At 64.6% G+C, this 24,279-nt stretch carries 22 protein-coding genes and 2 tRNA genes; 9 read left to right on the top strand and 15 right to left on the bottom strand.

What is annotated here, in order from left to right:
• Positions 1 to 51: 51 nt before the first annotated feature.
• From KY495_RS22535 to KY495_RS22520, 4 genes are all read right to left on the bottom strand, one after another.
• Positions 52 to 128 (bottom strand) — tRNA-Arg (locus KY495_RS22535).
• Between the two features lie 136 nt (positions 129 to 264).
• Positions 265 to 341 (bottom strand) — tRNA-Arg (locus KY495_RS22530).
• Positions 342 to 493: 152 nt separating this feature from the next.
• A complete protein-coding gene (locus KY495_RS22525) occupies positions 494 to 1,438 on the bottom strand; it encodes a D-2-hydroxyacid dehydrogenase (RefSeq protein WP_219881503.1) in 945 nt (314 codons plus the stop codon).
• 29 nt (positions 1,439 to 1,467) lie between these two features.
• Complete coding sequence (locus KY495_RS22520; protein WP_219881502.1) at positions 1,468 to 2,385, bottom strand: LysR family transcriptional regulator; 918 nt, start codon at positions 2,383 to 2,385, stop codon at positions 1,468 to 1,470.
• Positions 2,386 to 2,516: 131 nt separating this feature from the next.
• Between KY495_RS22520 and KY495_RS22515 the strand changes: the two genes are divergently transcribed.
• Positions 2,517 to 2,696, top strand: a complete 180-nt coding sequence (locus KY495_RS22515; RefSeq protein ID WP_219881501.1) for a hypothetical protein — start codon at positions 2,517 to 2,519, stop codon at positions 2,694 to 2,696.
• Positions 2,693 to 3,532, top strand: a complete 840-nt coding sequence (locus KY495_RS22510; protein ID WP_219881500.1) for an alpha/beta hydrolase — start codon at positions 2,693 to 2,695, stop codon at positions 3,530 to 3,532. Before KY495_RS22515 ends, KY495_RS22510 begins: the two co-directional genes overlap by 4 nt.
• Positions 3,533 to 3,661: 129 nt before the next feature.
• Here the strand turns inward: KY495_RS22510 and KY495_RS24175 are convergent, their stop codons facing one another.
• On the bottom strand, positions 3,662 to 4,285 hold the full coding sequence (locus tag KY495_RS24175; protein WP_229518425.1) for a DVUA0089 family protein: 624 nt from the start codon (positions 4,283 to 4,285) through the stop codon (positions 3,662 to 3,664).
• Between the two features lie 196 nt (positions 4,286 to 4,481).
• Here KY495_RS24175 and KY495_RS22500 point away from each other — a divergent pair, with 196 nt between their 5' ends.
• The 3 genes from KY495_RS22500 (at position 4,482) to ligD (ending at position 8,778) form a co-directional block, all read left to right on the top strand.
• Entirely contained in the window at positions 4,482 to 5,063 is a 582-nt protein-coding gene (locus KY495_RS22500; RefSeq protein ID WP_229518424.1) for a sigma-70 family RNA polymerase sigma factor, read from the top strand.
• Between the two features lies 1 nt (position 5,064).
• Positions 5,065 to 6,030 carry a hypothetical protein gene (locus tag KY495_RS22495; protein ID WP_219881499.1) on the top strand — a complete coding sequence of 322 codons (966 nt, stop codon included), beginning with the start codon at positions 5,065 to 5,067 and terminating at the stop codon, positions 6,028 to 6,030.
• A 93-nt stretch (positions 6,031 to 6,123) separates the two neighbouring features.
• Entirely contained in the window at positions 6,124 to 8,778 is a 2,655-nt protein-coding gene (ligD, locus tag KY495_RS22490) for a DNA ligase D (RefSeq protein ID WP_219881498.1), read from the top strand.
• 41 nt (positions 8,779 to 8,819) lie between these two features.
• On the opposite strand, the gene KY495_RS22485 is transcribed toward ligD, so the two are convergent.
• The 4 genes from KY495_RS22485 to KY495_RS22470 all read right to left on the bottom strand — a co-directional run bounded on the left by KY495_RS22485 (position 8,820) and on the right by KY495_RS22470 (position 12,394).
• The gene (locus KY495_RS22485) at positions 8,820 to 9,989 is read right to left on the bottom strand and encodes a sensor histidine kinase (RefSeq protein ID WP_219881497.1); all 1,170 of its coding nucleotides are present in this window, start codon (positions 9,987 to 9,989) and stop codon (positions 8,820 to 8,822) included.
• 130 nt (positions 9,990 to 10,119) lie between these two features.
• Entirely contained in the window at positions 10,120 to 10,353 is a 234-nt protein-coding gene (locus KY495_RS22480) for a hypothetical protein (RefSeq protein ID WP_219881496.1), read from the bottom strand.
• 8 nt (positions 10,354 to 10,361) lie between these two features.
• Positions 10,362 to 11,369, bottom strand: coding sequence for a Ku protein (locus KY495_RS22475; RefSeq protein ID WP_219881495.1), 1,008 nt, complete (start codon positions 11,367 to 11,369; stop codon positions 10,362 to 10,364).
• Positions 11,370 to 11,383: 14 nt separating this feature from the next.
• A complete protein-coding gene (locus KY495_RS22470; RefSeq protein ID WP_229518423.1) occupies positions 11,384 to 12,394 on the bottom strand; it encodes an SDR family oxidoreductase in 1,011 nt (336 codons plus the stop codon).
• A gap of 154 nt (positions 12,395 to 12,548) precedes the next feature.
• Here KY495_RS22470 and KY495_RS22465 point away from each other — a divergent pair, with 154 nt between their 5' ends.
• Complete coding sequence (locus KY495_RS22465; RefSeq protein WP_219881493.1) at positions 12,549 to 14,006, top strand: GGDEF domain-containing protein; 1,458 nt, start codon at positions 12,549 to 12,551, stop codon at positions 14,004 to 14,006.
• A 71-nt stretch (positions 14,007 to 14,077) separates the two neighbouring features.
• Entirely contained in the window at positions 14,078 to 15,733 is a 1,656-nt protein-coding gene (locus tag KY495_RS22460) for a SulP family inorganic anion transporter (protein WP_219881492.1), read from the top strand.
• A gap of 20 nt (positions 15,734 to 15,753) precedes the next feature.
• Here KY495_RS22460 and KY495_RS22455 read toward each other — a convergent pair whose 3' ends face one another.
• The 5 genes from KY495_RS22455 to KY495_RS22435 are packed head-to-tail and all read right to left on the bottom strand — an operon-like array spanning position 15,754 to position 20,755.
• Positions 15,754 to 16,524 (bottom strand): LytTR family DNA-binding domain-containing protein, encoded by a 771-nt coding sequence (locus tag KY495_RS22455; RefSeq protein WP_219881491.1) that lies wholly within the window; start codon positions 16,522 to 16,524, stop codon positions 15,754 to 15,756.
• Positions 16,521 to 17,678, bottom strand: coding sequence for a serine hydrolase (locus KY495_RS22450; protein WP_219881490.1), 1,158 nt, complete (start codon positions 17,676 to 17,678; stop codon positions 16,521 to 16,523). The genes KY495_RS22455 and KY495_RS22450 overlap by 4 nt, the downstream gene beginning before the upstream one ends.
• Positions 17,679 to 17,692: 14 nt before the next feature.
• Entirely contained in the window at positions 17,693 to 18,853 is a 1,161-nt protein-coding gene (locus KY495_RS22445; protein ID WP_219881489.1) for a sensor histidine kinase, read from the bottom strand.
• Positions 18,853 to 20,340 carry a carotenoid oxygenase family protein gene (locus tag KY495_RS22440; RefSeq protein WP_219881488.1) on the bottom strand — a complete coding sequence of 496 codons (1,488 nt, stop codon included), beginning with the start codon at positions 20,338 to 20,340 and terminating at the stop codon, positions 18,853 to 18,855. The genes KY495_RS22445 and KY495_RS22440 overlap by 1 nt, the downstream gene beginning before the upstream one ends.
• A 10-nt stretch (positions 20,341 to 20,350) precedes the next feature.
• Complete coding sequence (locus KY495_RS22435; protein WP_219881487.1) at positions 20,351 to 20,755, bottom strand: DUF2141 domain-containing protein; 405 nt, start codon at positions 20,753 to 20,755, stop codon at positions 20,351 to 20,353.
• Positions 20,756 to 20,935: 180 nt separating this feature from the next.
• On the opposite strand from KY495_RS22435, the gene KY495_RS22430 reads away from it, so the two are divergent.
• A complete protein-coding gene (locus tag KY495_RS22430; protein WP_219881486.1) occupies positions 20,936 to 21,640 on the top strand; it encodes a 2OG-Fe(II) oxygenase in 705 nt (234 codons plus the stop codon).
• Between the two features lie 86 nt (positions 21,641 to 21,726).
• Positions 21,727 to 23,496, top strand: coding sequence for a DUF1302 domain-containing protein (locus KY495_RS22425; protein ID WP_219881485.1), 1,770 nt, complete (start codon positions 21,727 to 21,729; stop codon positions 23,494 to 23,496).
• Between the two features lie 11 nt (positions 23,497 to 23,507).
• Here KY495_RS22425 and KY495_RS22420 read toward each other — a convergent pair whose 3' ends face one another.
• Positions 23,508 to 24,134: a 1-acyl-sn-glycerol-3-phosphate acyltransferase gene (locus KY495_RS22420; protein ID WP_219881484.1), complete on the bottom strand. Its 627-nt coding sequence runs from the start codon at positions 24,132 to 24,134 to the stop codon at positions 23,508 to 23,510.
• Between the last annotated feature and the right edge of the window lie 145 nt (positions 24,135 to 24,279).

Here is a 24,279-nt window from a genome sequence, read left to right as displayed (position 1 = left end):
AAGAAAAAAGGCCTGAAGATCGCTCTTCAGGCCTTTTTATCTTACGAATATTGGTGCGGCTGGCAGGAATTGAACCCACGACCCCTTGGTTCGTAGCCAAGTACTCTATCCAGCTGAGCTACAGCCGCGAAAGACAAGATTATAGCAGCAGTTTCTGCATCCGCAAAGGGGCATGCACAGACTATTGCGGCACTGCCGGAGATTGGCGCGCAAATAGAAAAAAGGCCTGACAATTTCTCGTCAGGCCTTTCATCTTACGAATTTTGGTGCGGCTGGCAGGAATTGAACCCACGACCCCTTGGTTCGTAGCCAAGTACTCTATCCAGCTGAGCTACAGCCGCGAAGCATGCATTGTAGCAGCTCTGTTGCACTTCCGGAAGTGCCAAATTGCGGCGTTTCCGGTGATGAACTTCCTTGCTACCTTCAGCGCCGGGCATGCCCTGCGCGAAGAAGCAGCATTGTAGTGGGGCGCCGCCCGTTTGTAAAGGGCGCGTTACAGCGCATTGATCGGCTGCCCGCGCGCGAAGGCTTCGATGTTATCCATCAGCATGTCAGCCAGGGTTTGCATGGCACCGGCGCTGGCCCAGGCCACGTGCGGCGTCAGGATGAAGTTGGGCAGGCCAGGGTCGAGCAGGGGATTGCCATCGACGGGCGGTTCCTGGCTCAGCACGTCAAAGCCGGCGCCGCCGATGCTGCCCTCGCGCAGCGCATCGGCCAGGGCCGCTTCGTCCACCAGGCCGCCGCGCGCCGTGTTGATCAACAGCGCGCTGCGCTTCATGCGTGCCAGCTGCGCGGCGCCGATCATGCCGCGCGTTTGCGCCGTCAGGGGCAGGTGCAGGCTGACGACGTCGCAGGTGGCGAGCAGTTCGGGCAGGGGCAGGTCGATCACGTCCGGCTCGGCCACCGGCGTGCGCGAGCTAGCGCACACCTGCATGCCAAAGGCGCGACCGATGGCCGCCACGCGCCGCCCCAGGGTGCCGTAGCCGATGATGCCCAGCCGGCTGCCGGCCAGGTCGCTGATGGGATGGTCGAGCAGGCAGAAACGGCTCGATTGCTGCCAGCGCCCGGCCGCGACATCGCGCGCATAGTCCAGCAGACGGCGGCGCAGGGCCAGGATCAGGGTGAACACATGTTCCGGCACCGTGACCAGGGCGTAGTCGCGGATATTGGCAACGACTATGCCGCGCGCCCGGCACGCTGCCAGGTCCACGTTGTCGGTGCCGGTGGCGGCAATGGCCACCATCTTCAGCTGCGGCAGGGCGGCAATGTCCGCTTCGCGCAGCGCCACCTTGTTGGTGATGGCAATGGTGGCATCGCGCAGGCGCTCGGCCACCTGGCCCGCTTTGGTGGCACCGTATTCGGTCCACTCATGTTCAAAGGCGGGGCAACGCAGCTGCGCCTCCAGGCTGTCGCGGTCGAGAAAGACAATCTTGTGCATGGCGTGCCCCGGGATGAGAAAACCCTATTCTAGTCCGGCGGGTAGCGCAGGCGCGCATCGGTCAGGAACAGGTCGGCCACCCACTCGACGAAGACACGCACCTTGGCCGACAGGTGGCGGTTTTGCGGATACACGACGTTGATCGGCAGCGGCTCGCTGGTCCAGTCGCGCAGCACCACTTCCATCTGGCCGCTCGCTTCCAATGGCGCCATCAGGTAGTGCGGCATCTGGATGATGCCAAGACCACGCAGGCCCGCCGTCAAGTGCACAGTCGAATCATTCACGGCCAGGCAGGCCGGCACCGGCACATAGAGTGTTTCGTCGCCGCGCATGAAATCCCAGTCCATGATCTTGCCGGTGCGCGAAGAAAAATAATTGATGCAGCGGTGCTGCGCCAGGTCATGTGGATGCTGCGGGCGGCCATGCCGGTCCAGGTAGGCGGGCGTGGCCGCTGTGACAAAGTGGAGTACGCCGATGCGCCGCGCAATGAGCGCCGAGTCGCCCAGCTGGCCGCCGCGGACGGCGCAATCGACGCCTTCCTCGATCAGGTCCACCGGCCTGTCGCTGCAGCCAAGATCGAGCCGGATGTCCGGGTAGCGCTCAAAAAAACCGGGCAAGGCCGGGATGATGATGTCGTTGGCCATGGAAGTGGCCACATCGACCCGCAGGCGGCCGCTGGGCGAGGCGCGATTGTTGGACAGCGACTCTTCTGCATCGCGTACGTCGGCCAAGATGCGCAGGCAGCGTTCGTAATAGGCGGCGCCATCGGAGGTCACGCTCACCTGGCGCGTGGTGCGGTGCAGCAGCCGGGTTTGCAACGTTTGTTCGAGTGTCTGGACAAGGGTGGACACGGTCGCCTTCGGCAGCTGCATGTTTTCCGCCGCGCGCGTGAAGCCGCCCGCATCGACCACCTGAACGAATACTTCCATTGCTTGCAGTTTGTTCATTTCTCCCTCTATTGTTCAGTTCAGTGAACAATCAATTCGCGCTTGCCATCTTTATCAGATTGTAGATCATCTTTACAATGCTTGTACGCCATCAAAAGAAGGCGCTTATCGGAAGGTGGGAGGGCTGCAGCATGCGCATACAAAACGGATTTATTGTTGTCATTACCGTCATTCTGGCGGCGCTCATGACCGCCGGCACCATCCATACCGAGCAATTTTCCCAGGCGTCAGTGGCTGGCAGCGGCGGATTTGATGCACTTGCACATGCGCTGTTTGACGGCTTGTTCGGCGTCGGGCCCGCATCCCGATGACGCTGGCGACTGCCGCCATCAATATCCGGCAGCTGCAGGCCGGTGGTGCCGCCGGCCCGCTTGAGGCGCGGCTGTACGCGGCCGGGCCGGCTACGCCGCGCCGTGACAGCCTGATTGTATTTTTTCACAGTGGTGGCTTTGTGGGTGGTGATCTCGATGAGGCCGACCACTTCCTGCGTCACCTGGCCGGTTGCGCGGGCGAGCATCTGGTACTGGCATCGCGCTACACGCTCGCTTGCGAACGGCCATTTCCCGCTGCAGCCGAAGACGCTCATGCGGTTCTTGGCTGGGCCCGCAAAAACAGGGTAAAGCTGGGCTGGAGCGGCAAGCACCTGGTCGTGGCCGGCATTGAAGCGGGCGCCAACCTCGCTGCTGTGGCTGCGCTGATGGCGCGCGACCGGGGGCGGCCGGCGCTGGACGGCCAGATCTTGATCATGCCCATGCTCGATCCCGGTCTGTCCACCTGTTCCATGCGCGAAATTCCCGTGGGTGCCAGCGAGGCATGCGTGGCCGAGACCTGCGCCGCCAGCTACCGGGGCTATTTGCCCAACGCGGCCGACCGCAGCCATCCGTATGCGTCGCCGCTGCAGTCGAGCCGGCTGCGCAACCTGCCGCCGGCCCTGATTTTGTCGGCCGAGGACGATCCTCTGCGCGATGAGGCTGAACAATACGGCGCGCGTCTGGCAGCCTGTGGTGTCACGGCCACCGTCAAGCGCATGGATGCGGTGCCGCTGCTGGAGCCGGGCGCTCGCAACGAGTGTGCCTGCCAGTCACAGGCGCTGCGCGAGATCGCGGGTTTCCTCGGTGCGCTGCAGGAAGCGGTTTGCCTGCCCTGAACACCATCTCACCAGTTACGTCCGTGCAGCTGCGCTGAAGTTGCCTTCAGCGCAGCGTGCGGACTCCCGAAGGACAAAAGGCCGCGCCACTGACCAGTGAGCGCGGCCTTGTCACGTGAACCCGGGGAATCAGGCAGCTTTGCGGCGGCGGGCAGCTGCCACGCCTGCCAGGCCCAGGCCCAGCAGTGCCAGCGACGCTGGCTCAGGTACTTCGCCTGGTGGGAGCGATGCTGCATTGACGTTCAGGATGTCGAAGGCCCACAGGTTGGTGCGCTTGTCATCGGCGGCGTCGACGAAGCCGTCACGGAACTGGCGGTGCTGCACGCCGTCATACAGGAAGCCTTCGGCCAGCGAATTGCGGGCAAAGTTATCGAACTGCATGATCGTCACGGTGTAGGTTCCGGCAGCCAGGTTCTTGGTGTAAAACGTGTCGTAGCATTCGCCGGTCACGGCATCGGCAGCCACGTTGGGGCAGTTGGCATCGTCTTGTTCGGCGATCTTGTTGCCGTTGGAATCGAACAGTGCCAGGATGGGATCAAAGCCACCGCGTGCGATGCTCTGGCCGGCTGCATTGACGCCACCGGCGTACGACCAGCTGCGCAGGCTCACATCCGAATCAGCGCCAACAACAAACGAGAACGACTGCACGTCGTTATCGTAAGTGAAGTTGCCGGTGAAGGAGAAGTCGGCAGCGCTGGCGGCGGAAGCGGACAGGGCAAGGGCAAAGATGGCGGCGATTTTTTTCAGGGTCATGGTAGTTTTCGAAGTGATAAGTTAATGTTAATGTTGAGCTGCGATAAACGTGAAGCAAATTTCATGCCTAAAACTTAAGTCGTTGATTTCCGGGCAATATTTCTGTCGAGTCCGGCTGTGGCTATCTCGACTGTAAAGATGCCCGACAGCAGCCATCGATTGCGCGCCGGGAGATCGGTGCCTACAATGAGCAGCCATGCCGACTGCCACGCCCGATGAAGAATTGATGATGCGTTATCGCGAGGGCGACCTGCGGGCGTTCGAGGAGCTGTACGGCAGGCACAGGCTCGGCTTGTACCGCTTTGTTTCATGGCGCTCACCCCGTGCAGACTGGGTCGACGAAATTGTGCAGGACAGCTGGGCCAGCCTGCATCATGCACGCGGGCGCTACCGGCCGGACGCCACTTTCCGTACTTATCTCTACCAGATCGCCCGCAATCGCCTGCTGGACCTTGTGCGCCAGCACCAGGATGTGCTGGCCGCCGAGCTGGGGACGGGAACCGATGGGCGCGACACGTTTGACGGCCTGGCCGATGCAGCGCACGATGGCGCCACGCCCGAGGCGGCCCTGGTCCACAAGCAGCAGGCCAGCCGCTTGCATGGTGCCATCAACGGCCTGCCGCCCGAGCAGAAGGAGGCCCTCGTGCTGCAACAGTTCTCCGGTATGAGCCTGGAAGAAATTTCCTTGGTGGTGGTGGCGCCCGTTGAAACGGTCAAGAGCCGGCTGCGCTATGCCATGCGCAAGCTGCGCGAAGGGAGCCTGTGCAATGAAGGATGAAATGAGCGACGACGAGCAGTTCGAGGCATTCCTGCACGGGGAAGACGCGCTGGCGCGCCAGTTGCAGGCACTTGCGCAGCCGGCGCCGCCCCCCGCGCTCGATGCCGCCATCCTGGCCCGGGCCCGGGCTGCGGTAGAGCAGGAGCGGCCACGGGCGGCCAATGATGAGGCGCCGCCAGCGCCGGCGGCGCGCCATCCCGCGCGCCTGGGCTGGCGCTGGCAGGTGCCGGCCGGGATTGCCGCCACGGTGCTGGCAGGTCTGATCGCGCGCCAGAGCTTTGAGTCCGACACCGGCGTCAACGTTCATGAGGCGGCGCCCACGCTGGAAGCTGCCATGCCGCAGGAGAGGGCAGCGCCGCCCGCGCCAGCGGTCGCGGTCGCGCCCGCTCCCGACGGCAGGCGCGATGCAGCACCGGCACCGGCCGCCGTCGCACCGTCCGCGAGTGGCCCATCCCGAGCGGTCGTGTCCCGTGCCGACAAGGTGCCTGCGCGCAGCGCGCAGCGCCCACCACCGCCGGCCCCGGCTCCCTCCGTCGCCCCTGCGCCGCCCGCTGCCATGGCGCCGGCTCCGCTGGCTGAATCCATCATCGCGCCGCCGCCGCCGCCCAACGAGGCGGCTCGGGAAGCGACCGCTTCCCGATACCGCGCCACCCTGTCGGCGCGGGGCTTTGGCGAGGTCCAGGCACCGCCAGCGAGCTACCAGCAGGATGGCGAGGCCAAAGGCGCGCCGCATCGGGCACCAGTGTTCCCGCACATCGCCACCGATCGCGCCGTGCCAGTTCACGCAGAGGCGGTCGCTGCGCCTCCGCCCGAACAGGAAGCCGCCAGTGTGATGCTGGCGCGCATCGAGGCCCTGCTGGCAGCAGGCAAACAGGCTGAAGCAGCATCGGAATGGAAAAAACTGCGCGCGCTCCATCCCGGCTACCCGGTACCGGACAGCACGCGCGAGAAGCTGGGCGCCGACTGACAGGGTGATGCAAGCAGGCATGCGTTAGCTGCCGTACAGAGTGGCACCGGCGCCGCACATAGACTGGAAGTCAACTTCTTCCAGGTAGCTGCCATGCCCGATCCCCTCAAGGTTTACAAGTCCAAACGCAACTTTGCCATTACGTCCGAACCGGCAGAAGGAGGCGAACAAGGCAAGGATGCGCTGACCTTTGTCATCCAGAAGCACTGGGCCAGCCGGCTGCATTACGACTTTCGGCTTGAACTCGACGGCACCATGAAAAGCTGGGCCGTGCCCAAGGGTCCCAGTTATGACCCCAAGGACAAGCGCATGGCCGTGCATGTGGAAGACCATCCCATCTCCTATTCCAGTTTCGAGGGCACCATCCCTGAAAAGCAGTACGGCGCGGGCAAGGTGATCATTTGGGACAAGGGTACCTGGTCGCCGCTCGATGATCCGCACCAGGGTTACGAGGCCGGCAATCTCAAGTTCGAGATGCATGGCCACAAGATGCAGGGGAAGTGGGTCCTGATCCGCATGAAGGGCAAGGGCGAAAAGCAGGAGCCGTGGCTGCTGATCAAGGAAAAGGATGATCTGGCCCGTCCGGCAGCGGAGTTTTCCGTCGTCGACGAGCTGCCCGACAGCGTGAAAGCCTTGCCCATGCCTGGTGCGAAGAAAAAGCCGGCAGCGAAAAAGGCCGGCGCCAGGAAAGCGGCGGCACCGGCGGAGGACGTCCTGGCCGAGCAGGTCCCCGCCCGGAAAACTGCCGCGGCAAAAGGGGCCGCAAAGCCAGCGCGGCCAGCCAGGGCCGGCAAGGCTACCGTGCCCGCCGAAGCAGTCAAGGCTGCGCTGCCGGACAGCCTGTCGCCGGAACTGGCAACGCTGGTCGACAAGCCACCCCATGATCCGAGCGACTGGATTTTTGAAATCAAGTTCGACGGCTACCGCATGCTGGCCCGGGTCGAGGGCAAGGACATCAAGCTGTTTACCCGCAATGGCCATAACTGGTCGCACAAGCTGCCCACCCTGCACGCCGCCATGCTCAAGGCGAAGCTGCCGGACGGCTGGTATGACGGTGAAATCGTGGTCCACGACGAGCAGGGCAAGCCCAATTTCGGCCTGCTGCAGATGGCCTTTGATGGCTCCAACACGGCCGACATCCTGTTTTTCATGTTCGACGCGCCTTACCTCAATGGCTACGACATGCGCGAGGTTCCGCTCGAAGCGCGCCGCGCCATGCTGGGCCAGGTGCTGAAAAAATCCGCTTCGCCCGCCTTGCGCTTTAGCGAGGAATTCGGATCGGACCCGGAAGAACTGGTGCTGGCGGCCTGCAAACTGGGGCTGGAAGGCGTGATCGGCAAAAAGCGCGATTCGCGCTATGTGCAGCGCCGCTCGCCCGAATGGATCAAGCTCAAATGCGGGTTGCGGCAGGAATTCGTCATTGCCGGCTTTACCGACCCGCAGGGATCACGCGCCGGTATCGGCTCGCTGCTGCTGGGCGCGCACGACGACAATGGCGTGCTGCAGTACGCCGGCAACGTGGGCACGGGCTTTAATGAAGCGACGCTGCGCGAGCTGAAGAAAAAGCTCGATGCGCTGGCCACCGACGTCAGCCCGTTCCCGCCCAAGGCGGTAGCCGGGCGCAAGCATCACTGGGTCAAGCCACGGCTGATTGCGGAAGTGAGCTTCGCCGAGTGGACTTCGTCAGGCTCGGTGCGCCACGCCGTGTTCCAGGGACTGCGCGAAGACAAGCCGGCTAACAACATCGGCCGCGAGAAGGCCACACATGTGGAGGAAATCGTGGCAGCGACGACATCGACGACATCGACGACAGCGGGCAAGAAAAAGACAAAGCAGGAACCGGCGGCGCCGCAAGGCAAGCTTCCGGCCGACTTCAAGATCACCAATGGCGAGCGCCTGATTGATGAGCAAAGCGGCGCCACCAAGCTTGACCTGGTGCGCTACTACGCGCTGGTGGGCAGCCTGATGATGGAGCACCTGAAGGGACGCCCCGTATCGCTGGTTCGCGCGCCGGCGGGTGTGGGAGGCGAACTGTTTTTCCAGAAGCACGCCGATGTGGCCAAGCTGCCCGGCATGAAGCAGATGGCGCCGGAACTGGACCCGGAGCATCCGCCCATGCTGGAAGTGGGCAGTGAAAAAGGGATTCTGTCGGCCGCGCAGTGGAATGTGGTGGAGTTCCATACCCAGAACGCGACCGGCAAATCCTACGAGGCGCCCAATCGCATGGTGTTCGACCTGGACCCGGGCGAAGGCGTGGAGTTCGGCGCCATGCGCGAGGCGGCCCAGCTGATGCACGCCTTCCTCGACCAGCTGGGCCTGCCCTCGTTCCTCAAGACCAGCGGCGGCAAGGGCCTGCACGTGGTGGTGCCGCTCAAGGGAGGGCTGGACTGGGACACGGTGAAGGATTTTTCGCAGGCCATCGTGCGGCACCTGGCGTCGCAGCTGCCGGACCGCTTTGCCTTCAAGAGCGGCCCGAAAAACCGGGTGGGGAAAATCTTCATCGACTACCTGCGTAACGGGCAGGGCGCCACCACGGCATGCGCCTGGTCGGCCCGGGTGCGGCCGGGACTGGGCATTTCGGTGCCGGTGGCATGGGATGAACTGCCCAACCTCAAGGCGGGCGACCAGTGGAATGTGAAGAACGCCCACACCCGGCTTGACCGCGGCAACGAACCCTGGTCCGGTTATGCCAAGGCGGCCAAGACGCTGACCGCGGCCATGAAGAAAATGGACTTCAAGCCGGAGTAGCCAGGCGCTTATTCCTCGCTTATTCCTCGCTTATTCCTCGCTTATTCCTCGTATTCCCGCGGCTCGGAAAACGCTGCCGGCACCAGGGGAATGACCAGGGTGAAGGTGGTGCCGGACGCCTTGTCGGACGACACCGTCAGCTCGCCGCCGTGGGCATGCACGATCTGGCGGGCGATGAACAGGCCGATGCCAAGGCTGGTCCTCTCGGTGAAACCGGGGGAGTGGGTGGCGGCGATGCGTACGAAAGGGTCGAACACCGCGGCCAGCTTGTTCTGCTCGATCGCCTTGCCGCGGTTGTTGACAGTGATCCTGACGTCGTTTTCCAGCTTGCTCATCACGACAATGACCGGCTTGTCACCGGAACCGTACTGAATGGCGTTGCCAATGAGGTTGGACAGCACTTGTGCGATGCGGCTCTCGTCGAAGATGGCATCGAGATGATCCTGCATCGACAGGTCGATGCGCCGCTCCGGATGATAGGTGCGCAATTCGTCCACCACTTCCTGGCACACGCGCGACAGGTTGGCCTGCTTGAGCTTGACCGGGATGCCGGGGCCCAGATGGGTGCGGGTAAAGTCGATCAGGTCGTTGATCAGGCGGCTCATGCGCTGCGCACTGTTGAACATGCGCGTGGCCACCAGCACGTACTTGGCCGGAATATCGACCGCCTGCATCAAAAAGCCGGTGGCAGTGACGATGGTGCCCAGGGGATTGCGCAGGTCGTGCCCCAGGATGGCGAGGAACATGTTCTGGGTTTGCTTGACCATCTGCGCATAGCGGGCCACCGATTCAGCCAGTGCCTGGTCCACCGCTTCGTTAAAGCGCGTCACATCATCCATGTCGGTATCGCGCGTATCCTGGGGCAGTTTGCCCCACAGGGTCAGTACGCTGGCGCGCAGGGCGCGGTATTCAGAGACCAGCTGGACGACCGTAAAGCCGGACAGCAGGCGTGCCTCGGCATGAATTTCCGCCGCCGAGTCAGGGTGGGCGCGCTTGGCCTTGCCCTTGGACTTTTCCACACTCTCATGGTCGGACTGTGGCGTGCTCAGGTCCTTGGCGATCACATGCAGCATCTGGCGCGCATGGTCGCGCAGCTCTGCGTCGTCCATGGTCAGTGCCGGTGGCTCGATGGTGCGGGCGAAGTCTTCCCATGCCTGCAGGATAGCCTCCATGTTTTCGTGGATGAAGGTCCCGAGACGGACGTGGGTCATAGCTAGCCTTGTCAAGCCCGATTCCGCGACACTCGCATCGAAGGGGTGAGCCATGATACGACCAAACGGGGCGCCGGCACGTTTACTTACGACCTTGCCATCATTCAAGCCCTTGTTTTCATGGGAGTTTTTAGTCTTCGTTCTTGCGGATGCCGCGGACATTCAGGGCCATGAGGCCGACATTGAGGGCAATCAGGGCCCAGGCTTGCTCGCCCCAGCCCCAGGCGATCCACATCACGTTACCGAGTATGAGCAGCCAGAACGCGACGACGCGCTTGCCCGCCTTTTTTGAACCGAGGTAGTAGGCCGCCGCCAGGCTGATCGCCATGGCAGGCCATTCGAGATACGCAAAAAATTCTTCCATAAATCTCCTCAGGCAGTCTTGCGCCGTGGCGCTGCCTTGGCCGGAGCTGCCTTGCTTTTTGCTGCGGGAGCGGCCTTAGCCGCCGGTTTGCGTTTGGCAGGCGGCGCCGCGTCGGGGTCGCCCTCATCATTGGCTGCCTTGGCGCTCGACTTGCGCTTGGGAGCGGGCTTGTCATCTTCCTCATCATCGTCGCTGGCCGCGCCACGCTTGGCGGCCGGCTTCTTGCCGCCCAGGCTTTGCTGCAGCAGCGATACCAGGTCGATGACGTTGCTCGAACTGGCCGGCTTGCTGTCCTTGTCGGGCATGGTGATGGTCTTGGTCTGGTTGGCAGCGACCTTTTTCTCGATCAGCGCCAGGATGTCTTCGCGGTAGGTGTCGTGATACTGCTCGGGCTTCCATTCCTCGCTCATCCCTTCCACCAGGGCCATGGCCATCTTCAATTCCTTGTCGGAGATGGCAGCGTTCTTTGCCGTGGAGGTGGGGATCTTGAGGTCGTCGGTGGAGCGGATCTCGTCGTCATAGCGCAGGGTGTTCATGACGATCACGTCGCCCACGCACACCAGCGCGCACAAGTGCTGCTTGACGCGGATGACCACGTTGGCGATGCCGATCTTGCCCGCGCTGCGCAGCGTCTCGCGCAGCAGGGCGTAGACCTTGTCGCCGCCCTTGCCGGGGGCCAGGTAATACGGCTGGTCGTAATACAGCAGCGGCACCTGTTCGGCGTCGACAAAGGCCAGGATGTCGATGGTCTGGGTTGCTTCCACGTTGGCCCGGCGCAGGTCCTCGTCCGACAGCACCACGTATTCGCCGGCGCTGTACTCGTAGCCCTTGACGATGTCGTCCCAGACCACCTCCTTGTTATTGCTCTTGTTGTAGCGCTTGAAGCCAATGGGCGAGAAGTCGCGCTTGTCGAGCATGGTCAGGTCGAGCGAATTGGTTCGCACCGCCGAATGCATTTCGACCGGAATATGCACCAGCCCAAAGCTGATTGCGCCTTTCCATAAACTGCGTGCCATATTCCAGTCCTTTCTTAGCTGCCGACGTTGCCGGTCACGGGCAATACCATGCCGGTGATGTAGCTCGAGCACACGCCCGAGGCCAGGAACACATAGGCAGGCGACAGTTCTTCGGGCTGGGCCGGACGCTTCATGTCGGTATCCTTGCCAAAGGAGCTGATCTTCTCGGACGGCTGGTCGGCCGGATTGAGCGGGGTCCACACCGGGCCGGGCGCGACGGCATTGACGCGGATGCCCTGGTCAATCAGATTCGAGGCCAGCGACATGGTAAAGGCGTGGATCGCGCCCTTGGTGGCCGAATAGTCGAGCAGGTGGCCCGAGCCGCGCAGGCCGGTGACCGACCCGGTATTGATAATGGCCGCGCCGCGCTTGAGATGGGGCAGGGCTGCCTTGGCCATGTGGAAGTAACCGTAGATATTGGTGCGCATGGTTTCATCAAAGCGCTCTTCGGTCAGGTCCATGAGCGAGTAGGCATGTTCCTGGAAGGCGGCGTTATTGACCAGCACATCAAGGCGGCCGAATTCGGCCACCACCTTGTCGACCGCCTGCTGGCAGTAAGCCATGTCCTTGACGTCGCCGGGCAGGGTGAGGCAGCGCCGGCCTTCCGCTTCCACGCAGCGGCGCGTCTCGGCCGCATCTTCGTGCTCGTTCAGGTACAGCACGGCCACGTCGGCGCCTTCGCGCGCAAACAGCACCGCCACGGCGCGCCCGATGCCGGAGTCGCCGCCGGTGACGATGGCCACCTGGCCGTCGAGCTTGCCGCTGCCCTTGTAGCCTTCGGCCATGAACCGGGGCTTGAGTTCCATGTCGTTTTCGTTGCCCGGCTTGTCCAGATGCTGGTCCGGCAGCGGCGGGGCCGGCTCGGCCCTGGACGTGGTCTGCACCGCTTCGTCGCTGTCCGGCTTGAGTCCCTGCTTGTCTTTGGCGTCCTGCTGTGCCTGGATGGCGCGCTGTTGATTGGCGACCGCTTCCACCGACTTGTTGCCACCGGACGTATTGCCCCCAGACTGATTTCCCTTGCTCATAGATTCCTCCATCCGTGAATAAGCAGTATTCGCGCCACGAGCGGCCAAGACCGTGCGGAAGCACACACAAAATCGGCTTTCGGTTTCGTGCCGCCCCGGCTTTATGGCAAACTAAGCTTAAGAGAATGAATCTTGGAAATAAAAGGGAGAATCCATGTCGCAGCACGAGCCGGACCCGCGCACCAAAGTCGGATTGTTCCTGAACCCAGTGGCGCAGCGGCGTGTTGATTTCCAGGCGGTCTGCGGCGAGCAGTTCGGCCGGCTGTTCCTGGCAGATGGCTGCGAGCAAGCTACCTTGCTGCTGGGCCAGCAGGATATTGACCTGCTCATCATTGACCTGGAACGTTTTGACCGCAACTTCGACAGCGCGGCCCTGCTGCAGCTGATCGGCCAGCGTGGGGACGCGGCCACCCTGGTACTGTGTCCTTTCACCGGTGCCGGCTGGCTGCCGGACCTGCTGGCGGCCGGGCCGGTCGACTATGCCATCACGCCCCTGCTCGACCAGGACCTGGGCACGGCCGTGGCGGCGCGCCTGGCAGGGCAGGCCGCGGCAGACAGCGACGCGGCCCAGCTGCGCCGCCTGATGGCAAGCTCGTCGCTGGTGCAGCACGCCATCGCCGAGGTGGACGACTTTGAAAAGATGGCCGACCGCATCTGCGTGGCGCTGGGCAGCCTGCCGGGGGTTGTGCATGTGTCGCTGTTCTACATGCGCGAACCCGGCGAGCTGCAGCTTGAAGCCCAGCATTCGACCATTGGCCTCAATCTCACGCGCATCCTGGCGCGCCCCGACCGGCTCATGCAGTCGCCCCTGCGCCATGCCTTCCCCGGCCTGCTGGCCGCCTGCGGTGGTGAACTGACCCTGCTCGATGTGCCGGCCAAGGCGGGCGAGCCGGAACTGGCGCTGTCGCTCGCTGACAGCGGCGTGAACATGGTGGTCGGCCTGCCGTTGCCGGTGAGCCGCGCCGGTGTCCAGCGTGGCGCGCTGTGCCTCATGTTCGGCCACGCGCGCCAGCTTTCCGGCGACGACCTGACCGCCCTCATGGACATGACGCGCCAGGCCGGGTTTGGCCTGCGCATGGCTGAAATGAGCCGCGAGAACGAACAGCTGCAAGAGCGCCTGACGCATCTGGGGACCACCGATGCCCTGACCGGGGTGGCCAACCGCCGCCACGGCGAATACTTGCTGGAGCTCGAAATGCGGCGCGCCCGGCGCTACAAGCTGCCCATGTCGCTCATTGTTTTCGATATCGACCGCCTCAAGGCGGTCAATGACCAGTTCGGGCATCCGGTGGGCGACGCCGCCGTGCGCGCGGTGGCCGATGGCGTGCAGCAGGCCCTGCGCAGCAGCGACACGCTGGTGCGCTCCGCGGGCGGCGAATTCCAGATCATCGCGTCCCACACGAGCGCCATCGACGCGCTCAAGATTGCCGAGAAAATCCGCCAGGCCATCGCCACCACCGACATCCCAGGCTGCGACCGGGTCAGCATCAGCCTCGGGGCGGGGCAGGCGGCCGAATCGGACTCGCCGGATGCCTTGCTGGTGCGGGTCGAGGCGGCACTGGCCCGGGCCAAGCGTGCCGGGCGCAATTGCGTCGAACTGGCCCTGCAGTAAACGCGGCGCCTTCCTCGGCCCGGGCGGGCGTGATAGGCTTACGCCTTTCCCGCCATCTTACTCACAATCGCATGCTCCACTGGTTAAGGCACTACCGCCGGCAGATGCTGGCCGGGGACATCGGCGCCGGCATCATCGTCGCCATGATGGTTCTCCCGCAGGGCATGGCCTATGCCCTGGTGGCCGGGTTGCCACCCGTGGTCGGCCTGTACGCCAGCATCGTGCCGCCCTTGCTGTACGCGCTGTTCGGCACCAGCATGACGCAGTCGGTCGGTCCCATGGCCATCACTTCGCTCATGACCGCCGCCGCGCTGACGCCACTGGCGCAGCCGGGCACTGGCCTGTACATGGTGCTGGCCGCGCAGCTGGCGCTCATGTGCGGCGTGCTTCTGCTGGTGTGCGGCGTGCTGCGGGTCGGCTTTGTCGCCAATTTCTTTTCGCGGCCCGTCATGAGCGGCTTTACCATCGGCGCGGCGCTGCTGATCGCGTGGGGGCAGGTGGAGGCGCTGCTCGGTGGCAGCGGCTTGCAGGCGCCGCATCTGCCCAGCGCCATGCTGGGACTGGGTTCGCTGATCGTCCTGCTGCTGGCGCGCACGCACCTGGCGCCGCTCCTGCGCAGGCTGGGCATGGCTGCCGCTGCCGCGGACGTGGGCGCGCGCCTGGCGCCCATGCTGGTGGTGGTGGCGAGCATTATCATCACGGTTCTCTTTGACCTGGCCGGCGCGGGGGTGCGGGTGACGGGCGAGGTGCCTGCCGGCTTGCCGAGCCTGAACCTGGCGCTGTCGCAGGCGCACTGGAAAAGCCTGGTGCAGCCGGCGCTGCTGATCGGCTTTGTCATTTTTTTGGTCAGCATGTCGGCGGCCCAGACGCTGGCCTTGCGGCGCCAGGAAAAGCTGCACGCCAATTTCGAGCTGATCGGGCTGGGCGCGGCCAATCTGGGCAGCGCACTGACGGGCGGCATGCCGGTGACCGGCAGCATATCGCGTTCGGCCGTCAATTTTGCCGCCGGCGCCAATACGCCGCTGGCGAGCATCATCACCGCGGGCCTGCTGGCCGTGGCCCTGGTGGCGCCCACCGGCTGGCTGGCGCTGCTGCCGCTGCCGACGCTGGCCGCCACCATCATCGTGGCCGTACTGGGGATGCTGGAGCTGGCCACGCTGCGTACCTCGTGGCGCTTTGACCGCAGCGACGCGCTGGCGCTGGTGGCCACCTGTGCCGGTGTGATTGTGCTTGGCATCGAGTCCGGCGTGGTGCTGGGCGTGGTCCTGTCGATGGGGAACCTGATCTGGCGCGCCAGCCGCCCGCACATCGCGGTGCTGGGACGCATTCCGGGGTCCGAGCACTTCCGCAATGTCGAGCGCTACGCGGCCGAAACCATTCCTTCACTGCTGATGCTGCGCATCGACGCCAATCTTTTTTTCGGTAACGTCGAAGCGGTCAACGTCCACATCGAAGACAAGCTCGCCGCGCATCCCCAGGCGCGCCACCTGGTGCTGGTCATGACTTCCGTCAGCTCCATCGATACCTCGGCCATGTATGGTCTGCTGGAATTGAACGAGGCACTCAGGCAGCGCGGGATCGGCATGCACCTGGCCGAAGTCAAGGGGCCGGTCATGGACCGCATTGTCGGCAGCGAGCTGGCGGCCCGGCTTAATGGACAGGTGTTCCTCAGCGCCGCCAAGGCGGTCGAGACGCTGGCGCGCAGCGACGACGACATTCACATCTGACGCTGCGTTGCCGTTGCGGCCTACATCTGGCGGAACAGGTCCACGTAATTGCGGCTGACGGTAAGCAGTTCGCTGCGCCCCTTGAGCCTGACCATGAGGCGGCCCCGGAAATCGGTGTGGGTGCCGGCGATATGGCGGGCGGCGACGATCACGCTGCGGTGAATCTGCCAGAAGCGCGCTTCGTCAAGCTGCTCGCGCAGTTTGCTCAGCGGAGTGCGGATCAGGCACTCTTCATCCTGTAAAAAGACGCAGGTGTATTTGTCCTGGCTCTCGAAATACATCACTTCATCGATGGCGATCAGGCGCGTTTCGTCGCCGTGGGCGGCGCGGATCCATTGCAGCGGTGGCGGCGGCGTCGCTGCCGGCGCCAGTTGCTGCAGCAGGGAGCGCAAGGCATCGGCCGGCAGCGCCGGCGCCTGCTGCGACAGCGCCGTCTTCAGCCGCGCCACGGTCCTGGCCAGGCGTTCGTCGGTCACGGGCTTGAGCAGATAGTCGGCGGCGTCATGCTCAAATGCCTGCACGGCGTATTCATTGTGCGCGGTCACGAAGACGATGTGCGGCGCACGGCCGTCCTGCGCCAGGCGGGCGGCCAGGTCCACGCCGGTCAGTCCCGGCATCTGGATATCGAGGAAGGCCAGATCAGGCGCCTGTTCGTCGATCATGCGCAGGGCGTCCAGCCCATTGGCGGCCTTGCCGACGATGCGCAGTTCCGGCCACACCACGGCCAGGCGCGCGGCCAGGTAGTCCAGCAGGTGCGCTTCGTCGTCCGCAATGACGGCGCGCACGGTCATGGCGTCCTGGCCAGGGTGGCCGGGCCGTATTCCCAGGCCCAGGGTTGCCTGGTGTCGCCCAGGACCAGGCGCGCCAGTTCCGGGTAAATGCGCTCTGCGCGCACGTCGTTGGCCAGCATGACCAGGCAGCGCCGCCGCCACTCCTGGCAAATTGCCAGATTGCCGGTGCTGTCGTTATGCCCACCCTTGAACCAGGCGCTTCCCTGCGCGTCGCGGTAGACCACCACGCCCAGGCCCGCCGCCAGGCCGACCGTCCGGTGATAGATCCCGGCGCCCGGCGCCAGCGTGGGGAACTGGCGCGCCGACGTGATGGGCAGCTGCGCGCGCACCAGCTCGGCGCGGGCGCGGGCCGACAAGCCGTCGCCGCGTACCATGCCCGCCCACAGGCGTGCCTGGTCGGCAATGGTGGTGTCCATGGAGCCGGCGGCCCGTACCCGGCTGCGTTTGTCGTGCTCTTCCAGTTTGCCGTCCACCGTGTAGCCGTGCGCCAGGTTGGCGGCAAAGTCGGGCCGCCACGTCATGCTGGTACGGCGCATGCCGAAACGGTCGAAGACCCGCCTCTGCATCTCCTTGCCAACGTCAAGGCCCAGCCCTTGTTCGAGCACCACCTGCAGCAGCTGGATGCCTTCGCCGGAGTAGGCATAGCGGGTTCCGGGCGCAAAATGCAGGCGCAGCCTGCCGTCCGGTTCAAGGAAGCGGAAGTTGGCAAAGCCGCTGGCGTGATTGAGCAGCATGCGCGGCGTGATGGCGCGCCAGCGCTCGTCGCCGGCCAGGTCGGTGTAATCGTGGTCCTTGGCGCGGTAGGCCGGCAGTGGCTTTGGCAGCAGCGTGGCAATCGAGGCATCCAGGTCGAGCAGCCCTTCGTCAACCAGCTGCAGCACCATGTAGGCAAAGGCAGTCTTGGTCAGCGAGGCGCCGTACATGATGGTATCGGTCTGCAAGGGCAGGCCACGTGCCACGTCACGCTGGCCCCAGGCGTGCACGCTGGTGATGCGGCCATGGTCGATGATGGCCATCGCCAGCCCGTGCACGCGTTCGCGCTGCATCAGCTGGCGCGCCTGGAGCTCCAGGCCGACAGGCGGCGTGCTGGCGCAGCCGGCGAGCAGCAGGAGGCACGGCAGGAGGCACGGCAGGGTGAATGGTCGAAGGTGCATGGCGTGGCGATGGCTCAGGCAGCAGGCAGGTTGGCGTCGTGCAGCGGCAGGACGATGCGGACCGTGATCCCGCGCGTGGCGTTTTCAAGCAATTGTACCTGAGCGCCGCTGCCGTACATACTGCGCAGGCGCGCGCGCAGATTGCCAAGTCCCACGCCGCCGCCGGCCTTGGGTGGGATATCGTGCAGACCGGCGCCGCTGTCGGCCACTTCGATGACAAGCGTGGCGTCACGGCGCTCGGCCCGGACCACGATCTGGCCGCCCTCGACCATCGGTTCAAGTCCATGGGCGACGGCGTTTTCGATCACCGGCTGCAGCAGCATGGGCGCCATCGGCAGCGAGCGCAGGCCGGCGCCGACATCGAACTGGTAGCGCAGGCGCGGCCCCATGCGCACGGCCAGGACATCGAGGTAAGCGGCAGCCAGGTCCAGCTCCGAGCCAAGGGTGGCGCTGTCGGCCCGGCTGGCAGCGAGTGAGGCCCGCAGGTAGTCGATGAAGCGCTCCAGCATGCGCCGCGCCTGCGCCGGTTCCGTGTCGATCATGCCCACCACATTGGCCAGCGTGTTGTACAGGAAGTGCGGCTCGATCTGTGCCTGCAGCGCCCGCAGGCGCGCTTCGGCGATCAGTTTGGCCGCATTGGCCATCTGTTCGCGCTGCTGCGCGGCCAGCGTTTCGCGCGCGATGCGCCGTTCGCCGGCCACGAAGATGATAAACATGATCACTGCCACCACCGCGGCAAAACGCATCAGCGATGCCATGCTGGAGGGGTTGGCCAGGTAGTGCAGGGGACTGACGCCCTTGATCAGGGCAGTGCCCAGCGAAATGCCGATCATGGCGCACATGCCGACCACGCCGACAAAATACAGCAGCACTGCCAGCGGCCCCGCCCGCAGCGGCCAGCCATTGAGCAGGCGGTCGCCCGCCACCAGGCAGGCGTGGACCAGGTAGCCGACAATGTTGGAGATGATCAGCGCCGGATAGAGGTCCTGCCAGAAGCTGGTGGGCCGAGCATTGAGAAAGCGGCTGGCCAGCACGATCAGGAAGGCCAGCAGCGCATTCCACAGGCCCGTATAGATCAGATCGCGCAGCAGCGACGGCGGCCAGCGCCGGAACAGGGGCAGCAAGTCCAGCGGATGGCTTGCAGTGCGGCGGCGCGGGGCAGTCTCAGCGTGCATTATGCAGGGAGAAAATTTCCATGGAAGCAGTGTGGCGCACGGTAGGGCAGTCTGGCAAGTGCCAGCGGGCCATCGCTGACGCGTCTGGCGTCAAACACGGTCAGCACCGTGTGCCCGCGCCGGGTATCCTGGGCCACGCCGACCAGATAAGCGTCGGTTTCGCCGCGGCCGTGGCGGCGCGCCACCAGGACGTGCTCTTCCACCTGCCAGCCCGGACCGAAGCGATGGCTGTCGCGCCGGCCAGTGCTGGTGTCGATCAGGTTGACGGTATCGAGGCGGCGAGCGCCATCCGGACGGGAACTGCTCAGCAATGCCAGCTTGCGGTGGCGCGTACCGACGACCTGCGGCATCACGCGCGGAAATTCACAGTTGGCCAACAGGTGCACCATGCGTGCCGTGCCGCTGCGATGGTCCAGCGTCAGCTGGGCAGCAAAGCCCTGCTGCTGCCCGGGGGCGGGCTGCTCGCCGCGCATCATGCGGCTGACATCGCGCAGGGCGTCGCCCTGGTGCAAGACCAGGTCCAGGCGAGTACAGTCGCCATCGTCCCAGGCATTTCCGAAGTGAAAAACCATATGGGGCGGCAGCTCGAAGGTCTTGCGTATGGCGAGCGTCGCTTTGTCCACGACGACTGCGCGCAACGGGCGTGCCGCGCCGGCCCACTGATGCATGTCGGCAAAGCTCTTTCCCGCGCCGCGCACCATGTCATAGGGCGGAATCAGGAAGATCAGGTGGCGGGCGCTGATGACGAAATCGTGCACCATGGCCAGCTGAGGCACGGAGAGGATGCGCGTGTCCTCCAGCACGCCTCTGGCGCTGATGCGATAGATCACGAGCTTGTCAGACCCCGGCATGGTGCCAAAGTTCCACATGGCGCCACCCGGTTCCACCTTGGGGTGGGCCGAAAAAGGCATGGACTTCATGTCCGGCGACCAGGTCTTGATGCCGACCGTGGCCAGCGTGACGGGATCGAGCTCGGTGGCCGATCCGCCTTCCCACAGGGCATACACGCGGCCGTTGAAGGGCAGCAAATTGGTATTGGCGGCATTGACGGTGTCGTTGCCCTTGATGCCGCGGCGCGCTATATGGGTGCCAAAGGTGGGATAGAGAAACTGCCCGGCTGCAGTTTCGTCGACAAACTTTTGAGTGAGCACGAACTTGCCGCGATGCTTGACCTGGCCGTCTGCAATTTCCCAGCGCTGGGCAAAGCCATCGCCATCGAACCAGTGATGGTAGCGTTCGCCGCCGAGTTCGAAGCGGCCCGGCCCGTTGCGGTAAAACACGCCGCGCAAGTCGCCCGGCAGCTTGCCATGCACTTGCGCGCTGCCCGACTGGTCGCCCGTGGTGTTGGCGAACACGGCAAGGGCGGGGTCGCCTTCCAGGGCGGCGTGGAAGCGGCGCAAGGCCAGGGCGTCGCCCATGGCTGCCCGCGGTACCAGAGACAGCGCAGCCAGGGCGCTGGTGGAATGCAGGAATGCACGGCGGTCCATGGTCCCCTCCTTATTTCAGCGATACCCGGGTGCTGGTGCCGGCTGCGGTGACGACAATCCGGGCCTTGTCAAAGCCCGGCGGCCCCATCGTGCCCAGGGCATTATTGCTGAAGGCATAGTCCTCGGTGGGAATGCCGATCGGATTCTTGTCCATCTTGCCGTTCCCGTTCGCGTCGTGGAACAGGGCAAATGCATACTCTCCTTCCGGCAAATCCTTGAACACGACCGTGGTCCCGCCCGGCACTGCCGCTGCGCGCGCCGCCTTGACCGGCTTTTTCAGGAAACTCTGGGCGTCGTACAGGGCAAGCATCAGCATGCCGTCTGCGGACTTGACATCATCGATCTGGACCGTCAGCTCGGCTGCGCTGCACAGCTGGGTGGTCAAGAAGGCGAAGGCTGCAAGCATTGTTTTCATCGTGGACTCCTGAAAGTGGTTGGGATGCGCTACTGTAAGGACAATGCCGGGGCGGTGGAAAACCATGCGACGAACGGCTGCGCGGTGGCGCCAGTTGCATCAGGCCGGCGTGAAATGCAGCAAGCCGGCCGGCGGTGTGTGTAATATAGCGGCCTTCAGAGTCACGTATGGGAGCGGGTGGTGGACGACTTTCTTGAAATTTACGACAACGCACTGACGCCGGCGCAGTGCGCGCAAGTGATTGAACGTTTTAACGCCAGCAACAAGGTCGTGCGCGGCAAGACCGGGCAGGGCGTGGACACCAGCAAGAAAGACAGCTACGACCTGACCATCAGCCAGCACCAGGAATGGCATGACTTATCGAATATGCTCATGGGAGCGGTCGAGAAATGCCTGATCGCGTACATGAACAAGTACCGCATGCTGTTGGTGGGGGCCATGTCGCCCATGGTGGTGCATCCGGCGACCGGCCAGCCGGTGCAGCTGTCGATCGACAATTTTGACGAATGCGGCACTCCCTACATCGGTGAGCTGATGCGCACCATTTACCGCGCAGGCTTGATCAATGTCCAGAAATACCTGCAAAGCAGCGGCGGCTACCATCACTGGCATTCAGAGATTTATCCGCAGAACCCCAGCTGCGAGAGCCTGCACCGCGCACTGCTGTTCCAGTTTTATCTGAACGATGTGGCAGAAGGGGGCGAAACCGAGTTCTTCTACCAGAAGCGCAAGATCGAAGCGCGCCAGGGCAGGCTCATCATCGCCCCCGCCGGCTTTACCCACACCCATAAAGGGCACATTGCCCGCAGTGGCGACAAATACATTGCCACCTCGTGGATCCTGTTCCAGCGCGCCGAGGCACTGTACGGCCAGCCCGCGCCCTGATGTAAATAGTGGTTTATGCGGGCCGCATTGACTGCCGGAAAAGTGACGACTAGCATCACACCGGTTAGACAAGAGAGAAGGCCTGTATGTTCCCGCATCCTGTTCGCCAGCAACTGGCCGTGTTGTCCCTGGTCTTGCCGGTGGCCGGCTGTTGCCAGGCCCAGGCGATGCTTGTCAAGGCCAGCGGCCGCCTCATGTTCGGCGCCGCCGTGCGCACCGAAGCGGCCGATCCCTCGCTGCTGGTGTCCTTCAATGCGGCGCAAGTCGGCTTGGTGGGTGACGCCAACAGTGGCCAGAACACCGACGACGCCAACCTTAATTTCGCCCGGGGCGATGCCACCACCCGCGCCGTGCATGCGTTTGCCGACGTGTCAGTGGCGCGTGGCCCATGGTCGGCGCTGGTGCGCCTGAAGGCCTGGCACGACTTCGCACTGGCAGACCAGCCACGGGCCTGGGGCAACAATCCCAACAATTACATCGGGGGCCGCCCGCTTGGCGACGCGGGCGCCGCACGGCTGTCGCGCTTTTCCGGCGTGGCGCTGGGCGACGCCTTTGTCCAGTATGCGGCGCCGGGCGGCGCGCGGGCCTGGATGGTGCGGGCGGGCCAGCAGTCGCTCCCATGGGGCGAACAGGCCGTGTTCGGCGGCGGCCTCGGTGCCATCAACGGGGCCGACCTGCCGGCGCTGCGGCGGGCCGGCGCCGCGCCCCAGCAGCTGCGCGTGCCAGCGCCCATGCTGTTCGTGCGCGCCGGCGTGACGCGGACAGTGGCGGTGGAAGCGTTTTACGGCAGCGTCTTCCGGCCCTCGGCCCTGGACATGTGCGGCACCTTCTGGACCACCACCGATTACCTGGCGCAGGGCTGCGACCGGGCCTTTGCCGGGCCGATGGCCCTGTCCGACCGCGAGCGGCTGGCCGCGGGCGCCTTCCTCAAGCGCATTCCCAGTCCGAGTGCCAATGACGGGCCGCAGTACGGTGGCGCCATCAGCTGGAAGACGCCGGCGCTGGAGCTGGGCCTGTACGCGGCGCGCTACATCAACCGCACCCCGATTCCCGGTGTGCGCAAGTCCACGCGCACTGGCCCTGGCTTCATTCCCGGCGACCCGGATGGACTGAACCTGGCGTTCTTCACCGAGCATCCCGACGACGTCAAGGTGTATGCGGTCAGCGCGGCGTACCAGCTGGCCCGCACGCGCTGGAGCGGGGAGCTGGCCTACCGGCCGAACCAGGCCTTGCAGCTGCCGCCCGGGGATGTGCTGCCGGCCTTTCTCAGCACCAGTGCGCCATCGCTGATCCGGCCCGACGCCACGGCCACCGCGCCCGGTGCCTACTTTCGCGGTTATGACCGCGGGCGCACCGTGCAGCTGCAGCTTGGGTGGCAGCGCACGCTGGCTACGGCCGGCGCAGCCACTGTCAGCACGGCCGTGGATATCATCGGCAAGCATGTCATGGCGCTGCCCGATCCCGCCGTGCGGCGCTACGGGCGGCCCGACCAGTTCGGGACAGGGCCGATCCATGGCGTGTGCGTGCCCAATTCGCGCGAGGTTGCGCGTCAGTGCAGCTTTGATGGCTATGTGTCGCCCAGCGCCTACGGCTACCGGCTGCGCGTCGACGCCCGCCTGCGCCAGTTGCGGCCCGGGCTGAACCTGCATGCCTTTGCCGCCTTCACCCACGACGTGAAAGGGTGGGCGCACGACTTCCTGCTCAGCGAAGGGCGCAAGAGCATGAACCTTTCCCTGCGCATGGATTATCGCGAGCGCTACATCGCCGAACTAAGCTACCTGCCGATCTGGGACGGACGTTACAGCAATCTGCGCGACAAGGACCTGCTGGTCCTGGCCGCCGGCGTGAAATTCTGACGGCACGCGCCTCAACGCTGCTGCTCGGGACTGTCGGCGCGCGGGGTGGCCAGGGTGACCGGGCAGGCCAGCTCCGGATGGAAGCCTGTGCGGCCCTGGTAGGCCGCGGCGATGGAGGCCATGTCGGCTTGCTGGTCGCCGGTCAGCCGGACCACGTCGACCACGCCCAGTTCCTTGCGCCCGTAATCAAAATAGACCAGCACCACCGGCACGCGGGCCGCCAGCGCCAGGTGATAGAAGCCACTGCGCCAGTGCGGCTTGTAGCTGCGCGTGCCCTCCGGCGCCAGGGCCAGCCAGAACCAGTCTGACGCGTGCATTTTTTCTGCCAGGCGCTGGGTCGCGCCGGTGGCCGCGCTGCGCTCCACCGCCACGCCGCCCCACGCGCGCATGATGCCGGCCCAGGGACCTGCAAACAAGGACTCCTTGCCGAGCCAGCGAAAGGGCAGGCCGAGCGCCCATTTGCCGAGCAGGCCGATGACGAAGTCCCAGTTGGAAGTATGCGGATAGACGATCGCCACGCCGTGCGGGCCGGGCAGCGGCTTGTAGCGCACGCGCCAGCCGAAGAGCTGCAGCAATCCGAGCGCCAGGCGCTGGCCGGGGCGGGGCAGGGAAGCTGCGCGCAGCTCATAGTGACTCATGTGGACTCCGAAAGTGATGCGCAGTCGCAGCATTACTTGTGCCACGGAAATCTGCGTCTGCATTCTATAGCGGGAGCGCCAGGCACGACAAGCAAAATGACTTGCTCCATTTTGACGTTTCGACTATTATCGAATTAACGAAAAG

Source organism: Massilia sp. PAMC28688 (assembly GCF_019443445.1).
GTDB lineage: Bacteria > Pseudomonadota > Gammaproteobacteria > Burkholderiales > Burkholderiaceae_D > Telluria_A.
The sequence above is the reverse complement of the archived record's forward strand: the minus strand, read 5'-3'. Positions and strand labels throughout refer to the sequence as shown.